Origin of the sequence: Paenibacillus sp. JJ-223 (assembly GCF_927798175.1) — a bacterium.
Lineage (GTDB): Bacteria > Bacillota > Bacilli > Paenibacillales > Paenibacillaceae > Paenibacillus > Paenibacillus hubeiensis.
Genome location: NZ_CAKMMP010000013.1, coordinates 126,127 through 148,903, shown reverse-complemented (window position 1 = coordinate 148,903; position 22,777 = coordinate 126,127). Strand labels below are relative to the sequence as shown.

The following is a 22,777-nucleotide window of genomic DNA, read 5'->3' as shown; positions in this document are numbered from 1 at the left end:
TTCTGTAATAATAGCTACATCATATCATATCGGCTGTCATGCGGACATGGATTATATATGGATTTCGCCAATGGAGAATGACCGTGGATTCATATATTGGGCAATTGGGACCGCATAAATAATCATGCCCTTCAAAAGCAAAAGAAACGGTTTCCTTGCGGCATGAAAGACAAGTCTTCCATATTCGCGGGAACCGTTTCTCTGGTTATCTGTAGAAACCGCATTAATCAATCACACAAGGCCACTACGTGTGCAGTACCATCTTCCGATCGATGTTAGGCTGAAGAAATCGTTATGCAATGCTTCATGCATGCTTATTTCGCCATTTTTTCCTTGTAGGCATCCAGTTGTTTTTGCAGCTCGGCTTTGACCTTGTCATACCCCGCCAGCTTCAGCTTTTCGCGGAATTCGTTCACGGCCTGCTCGGGGTCGGTGACTTTACCGAAGTTGATCGCCGGTCCAAGCTCGCCTGCAACCTGTGAAATCGCCGTCAATTCGCTTTCCACCGGCGTTTTGTCAAATACGAATTGTCCATACGGATACGCAATTTTGATTTTGTCGTATTCGTCGTATAATGTATCGATTTGATCCCAAGTCGTATCGCTTGGAATCTCGAATTTGTCGACCCGTCCTCCCCAGAAGTCGGAGTAGAAATTGTCGCGGGTCTCGTCATAGCCTTCCGGCCGAGTGCGTTTTCCGTCCTTGATTTCATATTGCACGCCTTCGATGCCGTAGTTGATCAGGTGATAGATTTGCTCATCGTTGCGAATAAGGTCATACGCCATCAGCGCCCGTTCCGGATTTTTGCTGTGGGAACCGACCGACGTACCGCCATGGGTGATCGACAGCTCCATCAGGTTGGTGCCGCGCGTACGGTTGAAGGGGAACATTTGCAGCTCGGAACCCGGTTGTGCTTTATCCATGTCTACGCGCAGGCCGGAGAAGGTTTGGGTATGATGCTGGTCCAGTCCGGACAGCCCTGCTTTGAGCGCATCGCGGTTGTTGTTTTTGTTGTTGAGCGCGTCTTCGCGCCAGAAGCCGCGATCTGCCCAATCTTTCATCAGTTTGGCATAATTCAGGAACGTATCGTCGAATACCGGCTCGGCTACCGTGTATTTCTCGGCATCCGATTTGGCCGTAAATACCGGCATGTAACCCGTCGAGATCGGAAGCTCCAGATTATCCGTGTAGGATTGGACATAACCGCCCCATGTCATTGCGCCGGAAGCCATATCCCAAGGGATGACATCAGGTTTGTTGTCTTTGATGTATTGCAAATACTGGCCGATTTCTTCCCAGTTTTTGATCGGTTCCGTCAACCCTGCTTCCTTCGCCCAGTCTCCGCGATAGAAAAAGCCATGGTTAACCCATTGCGTGTACTGGTCTTCCGGAATCAGCACGATATTGCCGTTATATTTGCTTTCGTTCCAATGGTCTTCAGTTACTTCTTTCCATGTGATCGGCGCATAGGTCGGCAGCAGTTCGTCCAGGTTCATGAAGGCTCCGCGCTGCGCGTTGGCCCATGTATCCAGCCAGTCTGTGCCGATCGTAATCAGGTCAACCGGTTCGCCGGATGCGAGCAGCAGATTGTATTTGGTTTGCCAGTCTGCCCACTCCACCCATTTCCACTCCAGCTCGGCGTTGATCTTCTCTTTCATGAGTTTGTTGACTTCGGCGAGCACCTTGTCGAACTGATCGTTCTTCGGCTTATCGCCCAAAACGACATAACTGATCTTCACAAATTTGGAGACATCGATCCCGTTGTACGTTTTGGCTCCACCTGAAGCCCCCTCGCCCCCGCCGTCGCTTGTTCCGCTGCTTCCGCACGCGGCCAGAAGGCAAAGCACCGCAACCATGAGGATGGATAACAACGTTTTGGATTTACCCATTTGAACTCCCCCTTTATTATGGATGACCTGAAAATCCTATGCATAAGCAAGGCGACTGCCGGCTGCGATGCATCAGCCTTTCACCGCTCCCACTGTAATGCCTTTAATAAAGTAGCGTTGAACGAAAGGATAAAACAGGATGACCGGTCCCGTCGCCACGACGGCTACGGCCATTTTCATCGATTCGAGCGGAACGTCGCGAAGCTGCACGTTGGAGGCCGCTGCGGAGTTGCGTACAAAATCGGCGCTTGTGACCACGTTGTACAGGAAAAGCTGCAATGGGCGGTATTTCATGTCCGCCGACAGGAACAGCATCGAATTGTACCATTCGTTCCAGTAGCCGAGCGCAATGAACAATCCGATGGTGGCAAGCGCAGGCGTTGCCATGGGCAGGATCAATTTGACGAAAATGGTGAAATCGCCTGCCCCGTCGATTTTCGCGGATTCCGTGATGGCATGGGGAATGGAACGCACGAAACTTTTCATCATAATGATCAGGAACGGGCTGAGCAAGCCGGGAAGAAGCACGGCAAGATAGTTATCCTTTAGATGCAGGTATTGAGTGATAAGCAGGTAGAACGGAACCAATCCGCCGGAGAACAGGGTCGTGAAGTAAATAAAAAACGAAATTTTGTTGCGGTATTGAAAATCCGGACGCTGAAGCGCGTATCCCGTCATGGATACAATCAGCAGACCGATCACCGTACCGACCACCGTAATTCCGATCGTGACCAGATAAGAGCCGATAATCAAATTAGGGTTCTCGAAAATGATTTTGTAGGCAAACAGGCTGAATTCTTTCGGCCAGATGTTAAACCCGAATTGTTTGATCGCATTCTCGGAAGTGAAGGACGTCCCTATGACCAGCAAAAACGGGAACAGACATAACAGGGCAAACGCTCCGATGAAAATATAGCTGAACCAACGAAGGAAGATACTGCTGCGATCCGACCGCAGGCGATCATGCTCGAACTGTTCATCCATGAAACAACGCTCCTCTCTCCCATCGATTTAAAACAAGGAATTTTCCGGGGACAGCTTCTTGACCAGCCAATTGGCGCCCAGGACGATGAAGAATCCAAACAACGACTGGTACAGGCTGACCGCGCTGCCCATCGAGAAGTTAAAGTTGGTCATGAGTGAACGGAATACGTAGGTTTCGATGATGTCCGTCGTTGCGTACAGCGCGGTGTTGTTCGCGCCGACCAAGTTATAGATCAGGCCGAAGTTGCCTTTCAGGATACCTCCAAGCGAGAACAGCAGCAGAATGATGAATGTTGGTTTTAACCAAGGAAGGATGATGTATCGAATGCGTTGGAAAGCGTTGGCGCCATCGATTTCGGCAGCCTCCACAATTTCGTTGTCAAGTCCCATGATCGCCGCGAAGTATACGATGGAACCATAACCCGTCGATTGCCAGAGATACGTCAGTACGATGATGAACGGCCAGGCTTCAGGGCTTGAATATGCTTTGAACGGTTCGAAACCAAGCGTGCGAAGCAAGGAGTTCAGCAGACCATAGTCATAACTCAGAATGTTGTACGCGATGAGGCCGATCAATACGGCAGACACGAAATGGGGCAGAAACATGATCGTTTGGGAAACTTTTTTGAACCACTTTGAACGGAGTTCATTGAGCAAGACCGCCAAAAAAATTTGAAGCACGTTTCCGAGCAGGATAAATGCCAGATTGTACGCGATCGTGTTGAACGTTAATCGCCAGAGGTCTCCGGTCATCACCAGGAAGCGAAAGTTTTCCAAGCCGACAAACGGGCTCTTGAAGATGCCGTCGGTGTAGTTGTACTTGACGAATGCCAAGTAAATGCCCGGCATGGGGAGGTAAGCAAAAATGATAAAAAAGACAATCGCCGGCAAACACATGATCAGCAGCGTCCGGTTGTTTCTCCATTTTTTCCAACGTCGCTGCATTACGCTTTCCCGGCTAACCCCTATTTCCCTTTCCGATACTGTGGACAATCGCATTCCCCTCCTTCTGTAATTGCACGGCAACCACAAATGAAACCGATTTCATGAATGGGCGGATCAACAATGCCAACAGGAAGATCATTCGGTCTGCGCAGCGTTGGAAATGAATGAGTGAATGAGGTAACCTCTGCCGGATTTCGTCCAAAAACCACACCCATTTATGAAACGGGTTTCACTCGAGGTCAAAAATGTAAGGGCTTTCTTGAAATGAGAATAAGCCCTCACGCGTCCGTTGTCAATCACTTTTATTCAAGTTTTATTTCCCGCTCCTGTAAATGGTGCGGTCGATTGCCTGACTATAAGCTCTGGCAGGATCGTCTGCAGCTGCGGCACCTTTTTGCCGGAAATCAGGCGGTCAAGCGTATGCGCAGCTTGGCGCCCCAGCTCTTGGGAACGCAATGAAACCGACGTCAATTCGGGGATACTGTACGAAGCAAGCGGAATGTCGTCATACCCCACGATCGACAGCTCGTGAGGAACGGCGATTCCTTGCTGGTGGGCGGCTTTGAGCGCCCCGATGGCGATCAGGTCGTTCAAGCAGACAATGGCCGTGGGACGCTCGGCCCTCTGCAGCAGCCTTTGGGTTAATTCCAGACCGCGTTCGACCGAAAATCCGCCGACCAGAATCCACTCCTTCCGGATGTGAAGATTGGCCTGCTTCATCGCTGAACGAAATCCTTGCAGCCGCTGCTGGGTATTGCTCATCTGTTCAAAACCGCCGATCAAGGCAATATCCTTGTGCCCCAGGTCGATCAAATGCTGAACGGCCAGCTCCATGCCCCGTTTCTGGTCTACGGCCACCCGTGGAAGTTTGGTTTTGGGAAGCGAGCCGTTCAACAGCAATACCGGAACCCGCTTGGCCGCCTCCTGGATTTCGTCGACGAGGGTCTGGCCCGGCTTCGCCAGGTCCACCCGTCCTCCAATGATGACAATGCCGTCGACCTGTTTTTCCATCAGCAGATTAAGGTATCGTGACTCGCGTTCGTATTGCAAATGACTTTCCCGATCCGAGGACATCGTATCGCACAAAAAGAACGTGTACCCCATCTTGCCTGCTTCCCGATCAAATCCCGCCAGGACTTCCGGAAAAAAAGGGTTCGTAATGTCCGGCAGGATAAACCCGATCGTTCCCGTTTCCTTTCGGAGCAGGCTGCGTGCCAGCGCATTGGGCTGAAACTGGTGTTTTCGGATCAACGCGTCGATTTTTTCGCGCGTCTCCTTCTTGACGGGAGCGGTATTGTTCAGCACCCGGGACACCGTGGCAACAGAAACGTTGGCTTCTCTTGCAATATCGTATACAGTAACCGGCCGCATTCGTACTCCTCATTCCTTCATGGATTCCCTGCATGACGACGTCTTCAACAGGGTTATGTAACGGCTTTCAATGCTGAGATTGTGAGTTATTATACGCTTTCATTTTGCGGGGCGCAATGTGCATTTTCAATGAATCGTCCATCTGCGGTGATATCTCCTTTCTCGCGCTCCCATACCATATTATAACAAAAAAAGACTATTCGTTCGTAAATTCTACCCTATTCTGCTTATTGTGAACGAGAAAAAGCGATGCCGGGACATTTCTCCCGAACACCGCTTTCCTTAATGCTTTATTCGACAAATTCGGCAAGGCGTAACAGCTTCCTCATCTACGTTTACAGGCCGTTATACCAAGAACGCTTTGGTGATGATGACCAGCAGGATGAAAAGAACCAGAATCGCTCCGACGGAAGTGAAACCACCATAGCCGTAGCCTCTTGTGTCTCCGCTCAATACTTCGCTCATTCAACGTACCTCCTCTGCAACAGGTATGGGTTATCATATGCAGGAGAGATACCGTTGACAGGGCGGATGCCCTATTTGTTCAAAAGATGTTTGGAATTCGTTCAAATAAATGTCGTTTCAATACCGTGGATAGTCCACACGCATGATGTCAAGGAAAGGGACTTTGGCCACCTTCGGCATGAACTCTTCTTCCAAGTCTTCCACATGCACGAGCCTTGTGCGCGAGTCCAGTTTAACGATGACGCCCTGCAGCTGTTCTTCCTTTCCCCACACCGTTAACACCACGACCGACCGTTCACGAAAGGCTTCCACCAGTTGATTGCCCAGTTCCTCAAGTTCGAATTCATCGCGGGTAGGTCTTTTTGCCACTTTTGCTTTTGCCAATATGCAGCCTCCTCTAGAGCTATTCAGACGTCCCGATCTGCAATGACATGCCGAGGACATATGGTACAAGTATACCATTCATTCCCGATTCTTGTAATGCTGAGATGAACTTTTTCCCAAATTTCCCATGCAAACCTACCGATTACTCATCCATGTCTTCGATCTGTATGGAATACGCATTGGACGTTTCCTCTCCTGCATGCCGCTCCCCGTTCCATTCGTAGGTGTAGGCTCCGAGCAGCACGCCCTGCACCAAGCCCGGCTGCGTACGGGCAGACATCTGGACTTTGTAGCTGATGCGTCGTTCGGAACCCGGCTGCACTTCGCCCACATGCAGAAATTTGGGCGCAACATGTTTGGGTGGACTGCCTCCTTCGTTAGGACCAAGTTCAAGGCGCCAGGTCGATTCCGGCGGAAGAAAGTCGAACAATTGCACGCGGGCAGCCACATTGCCTCGGTTAGCCACACCTACATGGAAGGTTACGATTCCTCCCAGTTCAACCAAATCAGGCACTACGTCCACATGAACGCCAATGATCGGTCCCTTCAGCTCAACCACGGCTTCGTTGGAGGTTAGCAGCCGGCGAACGGAACGGGAATCGGGCAAACGAAACGTATAATTCAATCGAGCCTGATTGCTCAGCTCGAACGGAATCGGATTTTGACGCTCAGCCGCAATCCGTGCCTCGAATTCCACATGCACGTTGGAACGGGCGGTGAGCGTGCCCAGATGTATGCCTCTTCCCGGGTCGAGCCCTGGACGTCTCACGCCATTTAAGCGAGTGCTTCCCTCCGCATAAATCATGCCGGGCGGAAGCGCGTCGGTGATAAAGGCATCTACGGCGAGCGAAGCTTCATTGGATACAATCAACTCATATTGGACTTTGCTCCCGAAGGTGGCAATTGCCGGCGTTGCCTTTTTGCTGAACGAAATGTGAGGGTTCACGACCTGCAGCACTGCCACATTGGAATCCGAAGCTTCCGCTTCCCCACCCGATGCATAGTGAAGGATGGCTTGCGCACTAAGTTTCCCATCCGTTCCGGCCCCGGTAACCTGCACGCGGAATTGAATGATGACGGCGGCCTCAGGCAGCACTTCCCCGAGATCGATCCCGCCATCAGGTGTCACCTCGGGCGCGAACATGTCATCGATCACGACACTCCCCGGAATGAAAGACAATCCTTGCGCCAACGAAACGATTGCCTTTGCCTGCTGTGCGGCTACAAATCCGGGATTTCGCACCGAAACACTGTACTTCACGATATCGCCGACAAATGTTTGGGCGCGGTCCACCTGCAGCGCAATCAGCAATTTTGCCGAAACCAACATGACCTCGACGGTGTTGGAGTATTCCTCCCCCGTGCCTTCCCTGCCCTCCGGCGTCAAAAAGACATACTGCACCTGTGCCTGGTTAACCAGCTTCAAGTCGGGGGGAACAGCCACAATGATCGCCTGGAAATGGAGCCGCAGCAGCGCCCCTGCAGCGATCTCCACCCATGGGAGTCCTTCCGCCGGCGACGCGCCGGGAAGCGGCACCCCGTCCCGCAATACCGAATTGGGAAGGAACGCGATACTCGGGGCCAGCGGGTCAATGACCCGCACCCTCGCATCAAGATTGCCTTCGTTCTCGATCTCGATGTCATAGATCAACGTTTGACCTAGAGCAGCCTTGAACAAGTTGCACCGTTTGCGGATCATCAATTTGGGACCGATCCAAGGCGTAACCACGGTATTGGAATACGAAATTTGCTCCGGATCGTCCACATCCGTGTTGAAACGAACGAGCGAGCGGTTCTGCAGATTAAAGGACAACGATCTGGATTCCGGACTCATATGACAACAACCCGGACCTGGAAGGTAACCGTTACGGATGCGCCTGGCTGAATCGTGCCGAGCGTGATGCCGGTGTCCGGATTGCCTGTCGGACGAGGCGTACCGTCAACCGTTACGCTGCCTGCCACGAACACCGCTCCCGCAGGTATCGGATCGACCATGACCACATTGTTGACGGCTTCGATTCCGCTGTTCGTTACGGTTATCGTATACGTAATGACATCCCCCACGACGGCGTCTACGGCGCTTGTGCTTTTGCTGACAACCACGTTCGGAGCGGATACCGGAATGACAAGCACGTTGGAAGATACCGTACCCGTGAGTTGACGGCCATCCGGCGGACTATACGTGTAGCTGGCTACCGCCTGATTGGTCAGCTGCTGGTTCTGAGGCAGCGTATCCACCGTAACCTGAAGCGTGACGGTGACGTTGACTGTACCTCCTGCCGGAATGGTACCCACGACGATGCCCGTATTCGGATCTGCTCCCGGCTGCGGAACGCCGTCGACCAGAACGCTGTTCGGCACCAGCACGGCCCCGTCCGGAATGGAGTCGGTTAACGTGAGCTGAACAGGCAAATTGCCCGTGTTCGTGATGGTGAACGAGTATACGATGGTATCGCCGATGGTGGCGTTCGAGGTGTTGGCTGTTTTGGTTACTGCAACGATGGGCTGGTAAATCGGCGTGATCACCGTATTGGAATACGCCGTTCCCGAAAACGCGCCGGAAGTAAAGCTGACTGCCGACTGGCTGCTGACTTGCGGCGGGGTCGGAAGCGCATTAACTCTGACCGCATAAGATACGGTAACCGAAGCGCCGGGAGCAATCGTGCCAAGCGCGATACCCAGGGCCGGATTGGCCTCAGGCCGCAGGACTCCGTCCACCTGCACGCTTCCGGCGACAAAGCTGGTGGACGGATCGATCGGATCCGTCAGCACCACATTATCCACATTCTCGATGCCGTTGTTCGTGACCACCGTTTGATACACAATCGTGTCCCCGACCACCGCATCCGTAGAAGCCGTCGTTTTGACAATCTCGACATCCGGTGCAGACACCGGGATGAGCAGTGTATTGGACGAGATCGTGCCGCCCAATGTCCGTCCATCCGGCAGCGTATACGTAAACGTCGCCGTCGCCTGGTTTGCCAGCTGCTGGTCTAACGGCAAAGAGACGATGACCACCGAGAACGTCACGGTAGCGGAGGTGGTTACCGTGCCAAGCGGTATACCCGATGCCGGATCGGCCCCGGGAACGGGAGCCCCGTTCACGATGACGCTGTTCGGGACCAGTTCCGTGCCCGCCGGAATGGTATCGGTCAACGTAACGGAAGCACCATAATTCCCGGCATTGGAGATCAGGATCGTATAAACGATCGTGTCTCCCACCGTGGCGAGCGTTTGATTCGCGCTTTTGGCTGCCGATAAGATAGGCTGGTATACCGGCGTGGTGACCGTATTGGAAAACGCGGTAGCGGAGAATGAACCCGATGTAAAGCTGACCGACGACTGATTGCTGATGGTTGCCGTAGGCGGAAGCGCATTGACGTTAACACTAAAGGCAACGGTGACGGTGGCTCCAGCTGCAATGGAATTCAGGATAATTCCCGTCGAAGGATTCGCGCCTGGACGCTGAACGCCATCGACGAATACACTGCCGGGCACGAGGGATGTGCCTTGCGGAAGCGCATCAGTAAAAACCACGTTGTTGACGGCGGCGATCCCGTTATTCGTGACAGTGACGGTGTAGGCGACCGTATCGCCGATAGATGCGGCCGTGGAGGACGTCGATTTGACGACGTCGACGTCAGGGGCCGATACGGGAATGGTTAACGTATTGGACTGCACGCTTCCCGTCAACGTTCTTCCGTCCGGCAGCGTGAACGAATAGGCTACGTTTGCTTGGTTGACCAGCTGCTGCGGCGTTGGCAATGAAACAATGACGACGGAAAACGTCACGGTCGTCGCGGCTCCGGCGGCAACGCTTCCTGCCGGAATGCCTGTACTTGGATCGGCTGCCGGCTGCGGTTGGCCGTTCACGATGACGCTGTTGGGTACAAGCGTTGTGCCGGCCGGCAAATTATCCGTTACCGTAATCGTGCCTGGAAAGTTCCCCTGATTGTTTACGGTAATGGTATAGCTGACGGTATCACCTACCGTTGCATGGTTTGTGCTGGCACGTTTCTGCGCCGTAAGAATCGGCTGGAAAACTGGCGTAATGAGCGTATTCGAGAAGGCAGATCCCGAGAAGGCTCCTGACGTAAACGTCACGGAAGAACGGTTGCTCAGCTGGCCGTTCGGCGGAATGGCATCGACCGTGATGCTGAAGGTAACCGTCGTTGAAGCTCCCGGAGCCAGCGATCCAAGTGCGATGCCGCCGATCGGATTCGCCGAAGGCTGAGGCGTTCCGTTGACCGTCACGGACCCTGCGACAAAAGACGAGCCTGCAGGGGCGGGGTCGGAAAGTTGAATGTTGTTGATCGGCGCGATGCCGCTGTTCGTCACAACGATGGAATACGTGACCGTGTCGCCGATCGCGGCAGCCGTCGAGGCCGTACTCTTCACCACGGCAACGTTCGGGGACGATACCGGGAACGTCACCGTGTTGGACGTAGCCGTACCCGTCAGCGTCCGCCCGTCCGGCGGGGTGAATGTATACGTGGACGTGGCCTGATTGCTGATCTGCTGCGGAGAAGGCAGCGAATCCACCACGACAGCGAAGGTCACCACCACCGTGGCGCCGGCCGCCACCGTTCCAACAGGAATGCCGGTTACCGGCGATACCCCTGGCAATGGCGTCCCTGCCACAACGACGCTGTTGGGCACAAACGTGGTTACGGAAGGAATAGCATCCGTCAATGTAAGATTGGCCGCCAAATTTCCGCTGTTGCTGACGTTTACCGTGAAGACAACCGTATCTCCAACAGTAGCGTTGTTCGTGTTTGCCGTCTTGGCAAGCGAAATCTGGGGTTGAATGACCGGGGTCGTCGTTGTGTTGGACGACGACGTTCCGGAAAATACGCCGGACGTGAAACTTACCGTCGATTGGTTGTTGATCTGTGAAGGAACGGGCATAGTTATCCTCACCTCGAAAGTTACGGTAGCCGTGGCTCCTGAGGCCAACGTACCGATTGGAATGCCGGCGGACGGATTGGATTGCGGGATTGAAACCCCGTTCACAATGACGCTCCCGGATACGAACGTAGCATTCGCTGGCAGTGGGTCGGCGAGCACAACGCTGCCGATTCCCGCTGCTCCGTTATTGCGAATCACCGATGTGTACGTTATGACGTCACCGGTTACCGCATTGCTCACATTAACGCTTTTGAGGACCGATACGTCCGGCAACGATACAGGGGTCGTTACTGTATTGGAGATAGCGTTTCCTGCAGCAGTCCTGCCGCTCGGCAATGTGTAATTAAATCCTGCCGCAGCCTGATTCACCAACTGGCGAGCAGCCGGAAGGCTCGTTACCGTTGCCACGAAAGTGACCGTTACGTTTGCTCCCGGCGTAACAGCTCCAACCTGGATTCCCGTGTTCGGGCTGACGCCGGGTGTCGGAACGCCATTTATGATCACGCTGTTCGTGTTGAAGATCGCTCCGGCGGGAACAGGATCATTCAACGTGACGTTAGCAGCGATGTTCCCCGTATTGCTGACCTGGATCGCATAGTTGAACGTATCTCCTACGGTCAGATTCGTGGTGCTCGCCGACTTGGCCAACGTAATGACAGGCTGATACACGGGCGTGGTGACGACGACCGACGACGACGTACCGTTGAAACTGCCCGAAGTGAACGCGGCGCTGGCGCGATTGCTAACGTTTCCTGTACCGGGCACAGACGTAACCCTGGCTTGATACGTTACCGTAGTCTGGGCTGGAGGGGGCAAGGTGCCTAGCGTAATGCCGGATATCGGATTGGCGGCGCTTACCGATGCCCCATTGACGGTCACCGTGCCCGAAATGAACTGAAGGCCTTCTGACAGCACATCCGATAGGATGACGTTTTGGACTGCGCCGGAGCCTGCATTCGTAACGTTAACCGTATACGTAAGTGCATCACCTACAGTGGCATCTGCGGCATTTACCGTTTTGGCAATCGTAACGTTCGGCGCAGAAGCAGGAATGACAACGGTGTTGGAAACGGCGCTGCCCGATAAATTTCTGCCGCTTGGGAGTTGATACGTGTAATCGGCCGTCCCTTGGTCGCGCAGGATCGGCGGTTCGGGAATCGACGTAAGCGACGTCCGGAAAGTAACCGTAAACGTCGAGCCCGGGTTTACGATCCCTAAAGATATTCCTGTAAGCGGCGAACTGCCCGGACGGGCCGTCCCGTTGACCGTCACCGAATCGGTAATGAACGACGTCCCGGAGGGAATCGTATCCGTCACGGTAACTTGCGCTGCGATATTGCCCCTATTGGTAACAACGAAGGTATACTGAATCTGATCGCCCAATGTGGCATTTGTTTCATTTGCAGACTTGGCTACATTGATGACCGGCTGATAGACCGGAGTGCTTACCGTATTCGAATTTGAAATTCCGGAGAACGCGCCAGAGCTATAGGACACCGAAGCCTGGTTCGATAGCGAGCCCGAAGCAGGCAACGATTGTACGGCAACCTGAAAGGAAACGGCGACTGAAGCACCGGCAGCAATGGTTCCGAGCGAAATGCCGCTGCCTGGATTGGCCGAAGGAGCTGCAATCCCCCTCACCACGACGCTGCCTGCAACAAACGCAGCGCCGGAAGGTAGACTGTCTGTCAGGATTGCATTGTTGATGGTCTGAATGCCGGCGTTGGATACGCTCAGGTTATACGTAAACGTCTCTCCTACCGCTACATCGGTCTCTGTCGCCGTTTTGCTCACAGTTACATTCGGCAACGCTACTGGAATGGTAATTGTATTGGAAGAAACGGAGCCTGTTATGGTGCGGCTATCCGGTGTAGTGAATGAATAAGCGGCCGTTGCCCGATCCGTAAGCGTGGGCGGTGCGGGAAGGGAAGTGACCAGAACCTGAAACGTCACCGTGCTCGTCGTTCCGGCCGCAACGCTGCCGATATTAACGCCCGTCGCGGGATTGGCTCCCGGGACGACCGTCCCGTTGACGCGAAAACTTCCCGCGACGTATGAGCTCCCGCTAGGAATATTGTCGGTCAGGGTCACCGTTGCAGCCGTATTCCCGGCATTGTTGACCTGGATGGTATAAGTGACTTGGTCTCCCACCGTTGCGTTGGTGGTGTTTGCTGATTTAATCAGCGCCAAGTTAGGAGAATACACCGTAAGCGTATTGGCATTGGACGGGATCACCCCTGTGATGATGGATCCCCCGGCAACGCTCTGAAACGTGAAGGCCGCGTTCGCGGTGTTCACCAGCTGCAAGATGCTGGAATCCGAAGCAATTTGCGCGCGATACGTGACTACGATGCTGCCGGACAGATTCAGGGAACCGAGCGGAACCCCCGCGTTGATGTCATACGTCGGTCGAGATACCCCCGCAACAGTAACGCTTCCAGGGATAAAGGTGAGTCCGGAAGGAAGCGAATCCGACAAAACAACGCTGGCCGCATTGGCCGTTCCCGAGTTGTTGACCGTCACGGTGTACAGTATGCTGTCTCCGGCCGCCGCACCCGTCGCTGTCGTAGATTTCGAAAGCGTGATCCTCGGTGCGTTGATGTCCACTTGGATGGCGTTACCGTTGACGATGTAAGCATCCCCGGACGTGGTCAGCGTCAGGACTGCGGTCGACTGGTTATTGACCAGCCGGGCAGACACATCCACATTCGTAATGTCCCAGCCCTGCCGGCCTCCGATGATATTGGTGCCCGGCGCACCATTGGTTTGGTTTCTCGTTCCGAACGTTCCTGTTGTGTTTAAAGCTCCCGTATCCCCATTTATCTGAGAAGCGAAAAAGTTGTTGGCAAAGTTATTAGGACCTGACAAAGCAACGGAAGTCGCCGATGTCGGACCGAACAGTGCCTGATCTCCCGTTCGGTTCGCATCCCCCTCCTGTGCGCTAAACAAGGCTCTTCCGCCCAACGCCCCGGATATGGGCGTTGCAAATCCGGTAATGGTCGTTACTACAGGTGCGGAAGTGGATTGAACCAGTACTCCCCCGGCTCGCAATGACATATTGCGGAAGGGCAGATTCGGATTCTGGTAAATGACGCCAAGCGTCCAGCCGGCATGGTTGGCCGTCGGATCGTTTGCAACGACGATCGTACCTACGACCCCACCTGTCGTATATGTACCCGCCCCGCCATTCTGAACCAGCGTCGTTACGTTGGCGGAACGCACATAGCCGGAGGCGCCGTTTCCAAGATCAAACTGATTGTACGTGGCTGGGTCCGGAGTGACGCTGCTTGTGCCTGCAGGGGTCGTGAAGGTGACGGGGTTGTTGATGAATGCGCTAAGATTGATCGTTCCGTTAATGTAACTTCCGCCCCAGATGAGCTCGGCGTACAGCACCGTGCTGCCTGCGGGGAGGACAAGGGTTGCGGAAGAGCTGTTGCTCTGGTACTGGCTTGTCGTGCCTGCCGGATAGGTGCCATAGGTTAAACTGGTATTCACGGTCGTAAACGCGCCGATGCTATCCTGGGTACCTGGAACCGCAACCGTATCGGACCGGCTTAGACCAAGGGTATTTCCCGTAAATGTAATCGCTCCTGTTGCATTGACTGTTGAACGGACGATAAGAGGAATTGAATCCACCCCCCTTCATCTAATTGGAATCATCATGTCTTGGAGCCTACATCTTAGGTTATGACGGTAATCATGATTTTTGTCTGTCCTTTATGAGAACGTGGAGAATTGTCTCCCTGATCGATCTTCGAACGAAGAAATATAATCATTTGCGTTTCTTCGGTTGTGCTTTATAATTACTCTATACGAGAGTCCATTCTGTCGTATCATTATGATGCAGTCAGCGGTGATATATTGAGAAAACCCAATACGCGTAACAGCCGCATACCCGCGGAGTACGAATTCAAACATGCCATTTGGATCAAAAGGATGTTGCGTTCCTACTGGGTAGTCGTCATTAGCCATGCGGTAATCCAGGTAGCATGTTATCTGTTCATGGTCTATGATCGCACACCCGAAGATTTCATCCTTAATGTGCTGATATGGCCCACCCTTGCGGGTGGTATATCCAATCTGCTGGCCGCCTGGGTCAATCGGCGTTTCAAAACGCTAACCTTTTCGTTCTACGCAATGACTGTCGCCGGCACGGTGGTCGCCTGGACCATTATTCGCGTCAATTATGACATTCGGATTATTTTGGCGATCTGTTTGCTGCCGATCCTCTCCTCCGTCCTTTTTCTGAGCAAGAAACGAGTCTGGACAACTTTTCTCATGCAATTGACAGGATACATTATCGTGTTGTTCGACCCGGGATACAGAGCGTACCTCTCGTCGTTTGACATGGTTTCGATACCTGCCTTCCTCATCATCGGCACCTACGTGGCCCAACTGATCGTGACCAGTCAAATGGAGGTGCTGGAAGACCTCAGGCAAAGCATGCTCGCCAAGCAGGAACTGATCGTAAGAAATGCCATCATGGCCAAACAATCCAAGACGGACGGATTGACCAAGCTGTACAATCAAAGTTCTTTCAAAGATTATTTCGAAAAAGCATATGAATATGCCAACGATGGCATGAGTCTTCATCTCGCACTGATCGATATCGATAATTTCAAATCCATCAATGATACATATGGCCATCGCGTCGGCGACATCATTTTGGAGAAGGTATCGCTGGTTATTCAGGAACAAATCACCTCCAGCGATATTGCTGCCCGGTACGGCGGCGAGGAATTTGCGGTTCTGATGTTTGAGCAATCGTTCGAACAGGCCTATGCGGTCATCGAGAAAATCCGCAAGGGCGTGGCCAGAATGGTTCTCGCGGAACTCGGAGGAGCTTACGTCACAGTTAGCGCCGGACTGCAAAGCTATAATCATCAATTAACCAAGGACAAGCTGTTCGAGGAGGTTGATGCCTGCCTTTACATCGCCAAGCGGACGGGAAAGAACAAAACCGTTACTTCGCTGGAAAGCGCATAAATGGTTTCACCAAAAAAAGTTGTGATGCTCGCCGTAATAACGGTGTGCAGCACAACTTTTTGTTTTGAATCTCTTCCCGATTATGGTTCCGCCCATTCCCATCGGTTCCGAAACTGCTCCAGCCGCGGATGAACCGTTTCGGGAGAGCCGTCGATGATGATGCGCAGCCGCTTGATCCATTCCTCAAATGAATCAAATGACGCAAAACGATTGGCCATGTCTGTGGTTAATATCAAAAAGATCGGCGCAGGATACAGATCCGTCAGATGGCGCAATGCCGTATCCATAGGCGTATATTTTTTCCGCTTGCCTTCGAGGCCCTCCACTTTGATGCTGGAGTCATTATGCTCAACTCTCCAGCCGTGAAGCCGATCTTCCCTTTTGTAATACGGCCGCACTTCTTCCTTGCTCCATCGTTTAACGGTGCTTTCATGCAGCGGATACAGCACCAGCTGCTGGAACGAACGCGATTCGGCGAGTTGTGCGGCCCGCTCCAACTGTTCATCGGTGATGTGTTCAAACGAGTCGTAAAACACCAGCGTGCCTTTCCGGCTGGCCGGGGGCGGTTCATAACCGAAAGGAACCGTCTTGTACGTGCTTGTCATGTTCCCCTTTCCTCCTTTGCTGAACATATTTCCATCTTCCCCTGATTTTATTATGCTCGATCCTCCGCATGCAAATCCGAAGTAAAGGTCACCCCATGCAGATCATGGAAAAGATTCTGTATCGCCCCACCTGGTTATGAATATAGAAAGCAACCTGCCTTCCATGCGATCCTTCAGCAGGTTGCCCTGAGAACATGTCCCATACCAGATTTGGAGGTGCAAACTTTGAGCCTGCTTCACATCGCCGTTTTATTCCCTTTCGTCGCAGGCGTTGCGCTTGCCGCTTGTTACCGTTTGATCCGCAGCATACATCCGGGATGGCCGGTCATGTTCGTCCCGCTCGGTTTATTTGCTTATTTCGCAAGCCGCGTTCCCGACGTATCGAACCGAAATCCGGTTTCCGGGTCTCTTCCATGGATTCCTTCGCTCGATATCGGATTGAATCTGTACCTGGACGGGCTCAGCCTGCTCCTTTCCTTGCTGATTAGCGGAATCGGAACGCTGGTTGTGCTGTATTCGATTTATTATATGGACCGCAAAGATGCGCTAAGCCGTTTTTATTTGTACCTGCTCATGTTTATGGGAGCCATGCTTGGCGTGGTGCTGTCGGATAATATGATCGTGCTCTACGGTTTCTGGGAATTGACCAGCATTACTTCATTTCTCCTGATTGCCTTCTACCACAAACGCAAAGCCTCCACCGCCGGGGCGCAAAAATCGTTCCTGATTACCGTCTTCGGCGGTTTTGCCATGCTGGCCGGATTCATGATGCTGTATCTGATGACAGGCACCTTCAGCATCAGGGCAACTTTTTCGGAATGGGGCAATATCCAAGATAGCTCCCTGTTTGTGCCGGCCTTGGTCCTCATCCTCATTGGCGCATTCACCAAATCGGCGCAGTTCCCGTTCCATATCTGGCTCCCGGATGCGATGGAGGCGCCGACGCCCGTCAGCGCATATTTGCATTCGGCGACCATGGTCAAGGCCGGTCTCTATGTCGTGGCCAGGTTCACGCCCATTTTTGGCGGGGAGGCCGTATGGTTCTGGCTGGTCACTGGCGTGGGTCTGCTTACCCTGTGCTACGGTTCGTTTCTCGCCGTGAAGAAAAACGATCTTAAAGCCATCCTCGCCTATTCCACCATTTCGCAACTCGGGCTGATCATGTCCCTGTTCGGAATCGGCTCGGCAGCCTTGTATTTCGGAAAAGGAGATTCGTCCGCAGTGTATGTGGTTGCGACCTCTGCCGCTTTGCTGCATCTGTTCAACCATGCAACGTTCAAAGCTGCCCTGTTTATGGTAGCAGGCATTGTGGATCACGAAACGGGCACAAGAGACATCCGCAAACTGGGCGGGCTCGCTTCCTTTATGCCCGTAACGTTTACGATCGCGCTGGTTGGTGCGTTTTCCATGGCAGGGCTTCCCCCGTTTAACGGGTTCATCAGCAAAGAGTTGTTTTTCCAGGCGATGGTTGAAGTCACGCACTTGCGCATTTTCGGACTTGGTGAGTGGGCTGTGCTGCTGCCTGTCTTGGCATGGCTGGCCAGCGTATTTACGTTGATTTACGCAATGATCCTGACGTTCAAACCGTTTCTGGGTCGCGTTCGCAGCGACATGCCGTCCGGAAAGCTGCACGAAGCTCCCGTGGGCATGCTTGTCCCTCCGATGGTGCTTGGTGTCCTGGTCCTTCTGTGCGGATTGCTTCCAAACCTCGTTGGCGGGCCTTTGATCGAACCGGCTTTGGCTTCGGTACTCCCTTCCCTTCTGCAAGGGCGGGAGCGGTTTGACGTACATTTTTCCTTATGGCACGGCTGGACTCCCGAACTCTTTATGACGATCGGCGTCATTGGGTCCGGCGTGATATTGTACAGCATGCTTCCGAGATGGCGCGCCGTGTACGACCACTATCCTCAAGGACTGACCATAAACCATATATATCGCGTCGTACTGGATACGTTGCAGCATTACGCGCGCCGGTGGACGGAAACCTATATGAACGGTTCGGTCAGAAATTATCTCGTTTACATTTTGTCCTTTACCGTCGCTTTGCTCGGCTATGCATTTTTCCGCTCGGGCGAAAACATCGTCTGGAATCTCAAGGGAAATGCGCCTTTTTCCTTCTATGAAGCCGTTTTGCTTATCGCGCTCATCGCAGCCGCAGTCACGATTCCTTTTGCCAAAAACCGACTCTCGGCAGTCATTATGACCGGTGCCGTCGGATATCTCGTCACGCTGCTGTTCGTTCTGTTCAGGGCGCCGGACCTTGCTCTTACGCAGATGATCGTCGAGACGGTATCGGTCGCGTTGTTTCTGCTCTGCTTCTATCATTTGCCCGAACTGAAGCGAGGCAAGTCAAGCCGCGGCTATCTTCGGGTCAATCTGCTTGTATCCGCCGCCGTCGGCGTGGCGATGACCTTTGTTGCACTCGCGGCAAGCGGCACGGCCTCCCCGCAAAGCATCGCCGATTATTTCATCAGGGAGAGCTACGATCTTGCCGGCGGCAAAAACGTGGTCAATGTATTGCTGGTCGACTTCCGCGGCTTCGATACGCTGCTCGAAATCATGGTTCTTGGTGTTGCTTCCTTGGCCATTTATGCCATGGTCAACCTGAATCTGGAAGCAAGGGACCTTGGGGCAAGACTCACGTTTCCCAAAAAAGAAAAAGCAACAAGAACCGTTGAACCGTCGGAAGGGAACAAAGAAGAACACCGCCAAGCTCGCAAATACGGGCGTCACGAACACAAGCGGGTCCAAGCTTGGGATACCGTTCCGTTGCAAAGCAATGACGTGTTATTGAAAACGACGACCAAAGTTGTGACATTCATCGTTTTGACGTTTGCGCTGCACCTGTTCTTTGCCGGCCATCACAATCCGGGCGGAGGTTTCATTGGCGGGCTGGTCACCGCCGCTGCCCTCGTGCTTGTTGCGCTTGCCTTCAGTACCGAAACGATCCGCAAAGCGCTGCCCATCGACTTTCGGACGTTGACGGGCATTGGCCTCGGGATCGCCGCGTTGACCGGAACGGGCTCTTTCCTGTTCGGCGCGCCTTTTCTTAGCCAAACCTTCGGATATTTCGAACTGCCGCTGCTCGGCGAAACCGAGCTCACTACCGCGATGTTATTCGATCTTGGCGTTTACCTTGCCGTACTCGGAGTCACAATGACCATCATTTTGCAGATTGGGGAGGACCGTTGATATGGAACTATTGATGTGTGTTGCCGTGGGCATTCTGTTCGCGGTTGCCGTGTTTTTGATCTTGTCACGCAGCCTGCTCCGGATCGTGCTCGGCATGTCCGTCCTGACGCACGGCGTGCATCTGCTGCTGATCACGATGCCGAGCCTCAAAACCGGGGCGCCCCCACTGCTTGGGGAGCAAGCGGAACGATACGTAGATCCGCTGCCGCAGGCGTTGATTCTGACCTCGATCGTGATCAATTTCGGCTTAACCGCCTTTTTCTTTGTGTTATCTTACCGATCCTATTTGAAATTGAGAACGGACGACCTGGAAGAGGTCAGGGGGCGGGCCTATGAATAATGCCGTCGTACTTCCGATCCTGCTGCCATTACTGACTGGCATCGCCGTCATTTTATGCTTTCGCAGCGTTCGCGTTCAAAAATTACTCAGCGCAGCGGGCATGCTCCTGACGACTGTCGCTTCCTTCATACTCATTACGCAAGTTGCAAAGCATGGCGTGCAGACTCTCGCGGTAGGCGGATGGAAGCCCCCTTACGGTATCGTGCTTGTCGCGGACATGGTTGCAGCACTGCTCGTCGTCGCCGCCTCCGTGATCGCGCTGGCTTGTTTGCTCTATGCATTCCGGAGCTTGAACGAGGAACGGGAGGAGCACCATTTCTATGCGTTCTTTGCATTTTTGGTTGCAGGCGTAAACGGTTCGTTCCTCACCGGAGACCTCTTCAACCTGTTCGTGTGCTTCGAACTGATGCTGATTTCCTCGTATGCCCTGATCGTGCTCGGCGGAACGGAAAGGCAGCTGCGCGAAACGATCAAATACGTGCTGATCAACATCGTTTCTTCGTCCCTGTTCGTGGCCTCCATTGGGTTCCTATATTCGGTCACGGGGACGCTCAACATGGCCGACCTGTCCAATCGCATCGTGGAAATCGGCCAGAGCGGCATCATTACGGTCATCGGCGTACTCTTTCTGATCGTGTTCAGCATCAAGGCCGGATTGTTCCTGTTTTTTTGGCTGTCGGGTTCGTATGCTGCGCCGCCGGCTGTCGTCACGGCGTTATTCGCCGGATTGCTCACCAAAGTCGGGCTTTACGCCATCGTGCGTACGTTTACGCTCATTTTTTACCATGACCCGGATTTTTTCAATGCCCTCATCGGATGGATGGCAGGAGCAACGATGCTGCTAGGCGTCATCGGTGCCATCTCTTACCGGGACGTCAACAAAATCCTGATCTACAACGTCGTCGCCGGCGTCGGTTTCGTCGCCTTCGGCATGGCGTCGGCAAGCCGCTCGGCGCTGGAAGGACTGCTGTTCTACATGCTGCATGACATGCTGATCAAAACGCTGCTCTTCCTGCTCGGCGGCGCGTTGATTGCGGTGGCGGGCACATCCAGGCTTGACCGCATGGGCGGACTGATCCGTCGTTATCCGCTGCTGGGCTGGATGTTTTTTGTCAGCGCGCTGGCACTTGCGGGCATTCCGCCCTTTAGCGGGTTTCCCGGCAAACTGCTGCTGTTCGAAGGGGGGCTAGAAGCCGGATTGTACGGCTTGACCGGAATTGCGGTGCTCTCCAGCCTGCTGATGCTGTACTCCGTCTTGCGCATTTTCATTCAGGCCTTCTGGGGGGAGCCGCCCAAAGGATCCATCAGGCGTCCTTACGCCGTGAACGGACTGCTGATTCCTGCAGGGGTGCTGTTCGTGTTTATTCTGTCCATGGGCATTGGTGCCGAAGGCATGTTTCGATTGACGGCACGCGCAGGCGACATTCTGCTTCATCCGAATATTTACATCGATGCCGTACTGGCAAAGGAGTAGATGCCATTGGCCTTCCAAATCGTCCTAAACCTGATCATTGCCTTTGTATGGATGTTTCTCAACAATTCCTGGAGCGGGGTTGGCTTTCTCGCTGGTTACCTGCTCGGTCTACTGCTCATCGGCAGCATGCGCCGTTTCTTTCCCCAACGCTTCTACATCGTGCGGGTGTGGGCCATCGTCAAATTGTTGTTCCTGCTGCTCAGGGAGCTGATCCGGGCCAGCTATGGGGTGATCCGGGAAATCGTTAAACCGAAGTTAAGCATCCAACCCGGGATTTTCACGTACCAGACACAGCTGACTTCCGATTGGGAAATTACACTGCTTTGTTTACTGATTTCGCTGACTCCCGGTTCCCTTCCGCTCGAAATTTCGGGCAACCAGCGCACCCTGTTCATCCACGCCCTGGATATTCAGGACGAACAGCAGCTGAGAGAAAACATTCGGGACACGTTCGAAAAAGCCATCATGGAGGTGACGCGCTAATGTTATCGATGGTATTATTCATATCGCTGCTTATCCTGTCGCTCGCGATTTTGGGATGCTTGTACCGTGTCCTGCGCGGTCCTTCCATGGCAGACCGGATAACCGCCCTGGATACGATCGGCATCAACGTCATCGCCATGGTTGCCGTCCTGTCCATGATGCAGCACACGCAGGCATATCTGGACATTATTTTGCTGATCGGCATTCTGGCTTTTCTCGGCACGGTAGCTTTCGCGCGTTACATTGAACGAGGGGCGGTGTTCAAACATGAACGGGATCGTTAACGGAATAGCCGGATTCGTCATCGGGTTTCTCGTTTTGCTTGGCGCAGTTCTCAGTGCGCTCAGCGCTTTTGGCCTCATCCGTCTGCCTGATGTCTATCTCAGGGCACATGCGGCGACCAAAAGCACCACGCTCGGCGTGCTGTGCGTGCTTGGCGGCACGTTCCTGTTCTTCTGGTTTTACGATGGATACATCAGTGCACGTGTAGTGCTCGGCATCGTGTTCGTTTTCATTACAGCCCCTGTTGCCGGGCATCTGAATGGACGTGCAGCATACCGCTCCGATGTGCCGTTATGGGAACAAAGCGTACAGGATGAACTGGAGCCTTTGCTCAAAGGCAAAAAGATGAATCATGAAGCGAAGGATCGGATGGAGTGAGATATGGATTCATCGGGATAAATCCCAAATCATCTATCTTTTGGAATAATGGTATAGTACGATAGAGGCATACCATTGTTCGATATCGTTA

Annotated in this window: 16 protein-coding genes; 7 read left to right on the top strand and 9 right to left on the bottom strand. The window is 53.3% G+C overall.

The window, feature by feature from the left end:
* Positions 1-314: 314 nt before the first annotated feature.
* The 8 genes from L6H98_RS21930 to L6H98_RS21895 form a co-directional block, all read right to left on the bottom strand.
* Entirely contained in the window at positions 315-1,889 is a 1,575-nt protein-coding gene (locus L6H98_RS21930) for an ABC transporter substrate-binding protein (protein ID WP_236419486.1), read from the bottom strand.
* Between the two features lie 72 nt (positions 1,890-1,961).
* A complete protein-coding gene (locus tag L6H98_RS21925) occupies positions 1,962-2,873 on the bottom strand; it encodes a carbohydrate ABC transporter permease (RefSeq protein ID WP_236419484.1) in 912 nt (303 codons plus the stop codon).
* Positions 2,874-2,900: 27 nt separating this feature from the next.
* Complete coding sequence (locus L6H98_RS21920) at positions 2,901-3,818, bottom strand: ABC transporter permease subunit (protein ID WP_236419640.1); 918 nt, start codon at positions 3,816-3,818, stop codon at positions 2,901-2,903.
* 306 nt (positions 3,819-4,124) lie between these two features.
* Positions 4,125-5,189 (bottom strand): LacI family DNA-binding transcriptional regulator, encoded by a 1,065-nt coding sequence (locus tag L6H98_RS21915; RefSeq protein WP_236419482.1) that lies wholly within the window; start codon positions 5,187-5,189, stop codon positions 4,125-4,127.
* 345 nt (positions 5,190-5,534) lie between these two features.
* On the bottom strand, positions 5,535-5,654 hold the full coding sequence (locus L6H98_RS21910) for a YjcZ family sporulation protein (protein WP_236419480.1): 120 nt from the start codon (positions 5,652-5,654) through the stop codon (positions 5,535-5,537).
* A 117-nt stretch (positions 5,655-5,771) separates the two neighbouring features.
* Positions 5,772-6,038, bottom strand: a complete 267-nt coding sequence (locus tag L6H98_RS21905) for a YolD-like family protein (RefSeq protein WP_236419478.1) — start codon at positions 6,036-6,038, stop codon at positions 5,772-5,774.
* 142 nt (positions 6,039-6,180) lie between these two features.
* A complete protein-coding gene (locus tag L6H98_RS21900; protein ID WP_236419476.1) occupies positions 6,181-7,872 on the bottom strand; it encodes a DUF11 domain-containing protein in 1,692 nt (563 codons plus the stop codon).
* Positions 7,869-14,582: a hypothetical protein gene (locus L6H98_RS21895; RefSeq protein ID WP_236419474.1), complete on the bottom strand. Its 6,714-nt coding sequence runs from the start codon at positions 14,580-14,582 to the stop codon at positions 7,869-7,871. Before L6H98_RS21895 ends, L6H98_RS21900 begins: the two co-directional genes overlap by 4 nt.
* Positions 14,583-14,807: 225 nt before the next feature.
* Here L6H98_RS21895 and L6H98_RS21890 point away from each other — a divergent pair, with 225 nt between their 5' ends.
* Entirely contained in the window at positions 14,808-15,932 is a 1,125-nt protein-coding gene (locus tag L6H98_RS21890; RefSeq protein WP_236419472.1) for a diguanylate cyclase, read from the top strand.
* Positions 15,933-16,012: 80 nt separating this feature from the next.
* On the opposite strand, the gene L6H98_RS21885 is transcribed toward L6H98_RS21890, so the two are convergent.
* Positions 16,013-16,537, bottom strand: coding sequence for a hypothetical protein (locus L6H98_RS21885; RefSeq protein ID WP_236419470.1), 525 nt, complete (start codon positions 16,535-16,537; stop codon positions 16,013-16,015).
* A 225-nt stretch (positions 16,538-16,762) separates the two neighbouring features.
* On the opposite strand from L6H98_RS21885, the gene L6H98_RS21880 reads away from it, so the two are divergent.
* Genes L6H98_RS21880 through mnhG form a run of 6 tightly spaced genes read left to right on the top strand, consistent with a single transcriptional unit; the run spans position 16,763 to position 22,686 of the window.
* The gene (locus L6H98_RS21880) at positions 16,763-19,729 is read left to right on the top strand and encodes a Na+/H+ antiporter subunit A (protein ID WP_236419467.1); all 2,967 of its coding nucleotides are present in this window, start codon (positions 16,763-16,765) and stop codon (positions 19,727-19,729) included.
* Position 19,730: 1 nt separating this feature from the next.
* Complete coding sequence (locus L6H98_RS21875) at positions 19,731-20,069, top strand: Na(+)/H(+) antiporter subunit C (RefSeq protein WP_236419454.1); 339 nt, start codon at positions 19,731-19,733, stop codon at positions 20,067-20,069.
* Complete coding sequence (locus L6H98_RS21870; RefSeq protein ID WP_236419452.1) at positions 20,062-21,543, top strand: Na+/H+ antiporter subunit D; 1,482 nt, start codon at positions 20,062-20,064, stop codon at positions 21,541-21,543. The genes L6H98_RS21875 and L6H98_RS21870 overlap by 8 nt, the downstream gene beginning before the upstream one ends.
* Before the next feature lie 6 nt (positions 21,544-21,549).
* A complete protein-coding gene (locus L6H98_RS21865) occupies positions 21,550-22,026 on the top strand; it encodes a Na+/H+ antiporter subunit E (protein ID WP_236419450.1) in 477 nt (158 codons plus the stop codon).
* On the top strand, positions 22,026-22,310 hold the full coding sequence (locus L6H98_RS21860; RefSeq protein ID WP_236419448.1) for a Na(+)/H(+) antiporter subunit F1: 285 nt from the start codon (positions 22,026-22,028) through the stop codon (positions 22,308-22,310). Before L6H98_RS21865 ends, L6H98_RS21860 begins: the two co-directional genes overlap by 1 nt.
* The gene (gene mnhG, locus L6H98_RS21855) at positions 22,294-22,686 is read left to right on the top strand and encodes a monovalent cation/H(+) antiporter subunit G (protein WP_236419446.1); all 393 of its coding nucleotides are present in this window, start codon (positions 22,294-22,296) and stop codon (positions 22,684-22,686) included. The genes L6H98_RS21860 and mnhG overlap by 17 nt, the downstream gene beginning before the upstream one ends.
* Positions 22,687-22,777: the final 91 nt, after the last annotated feature.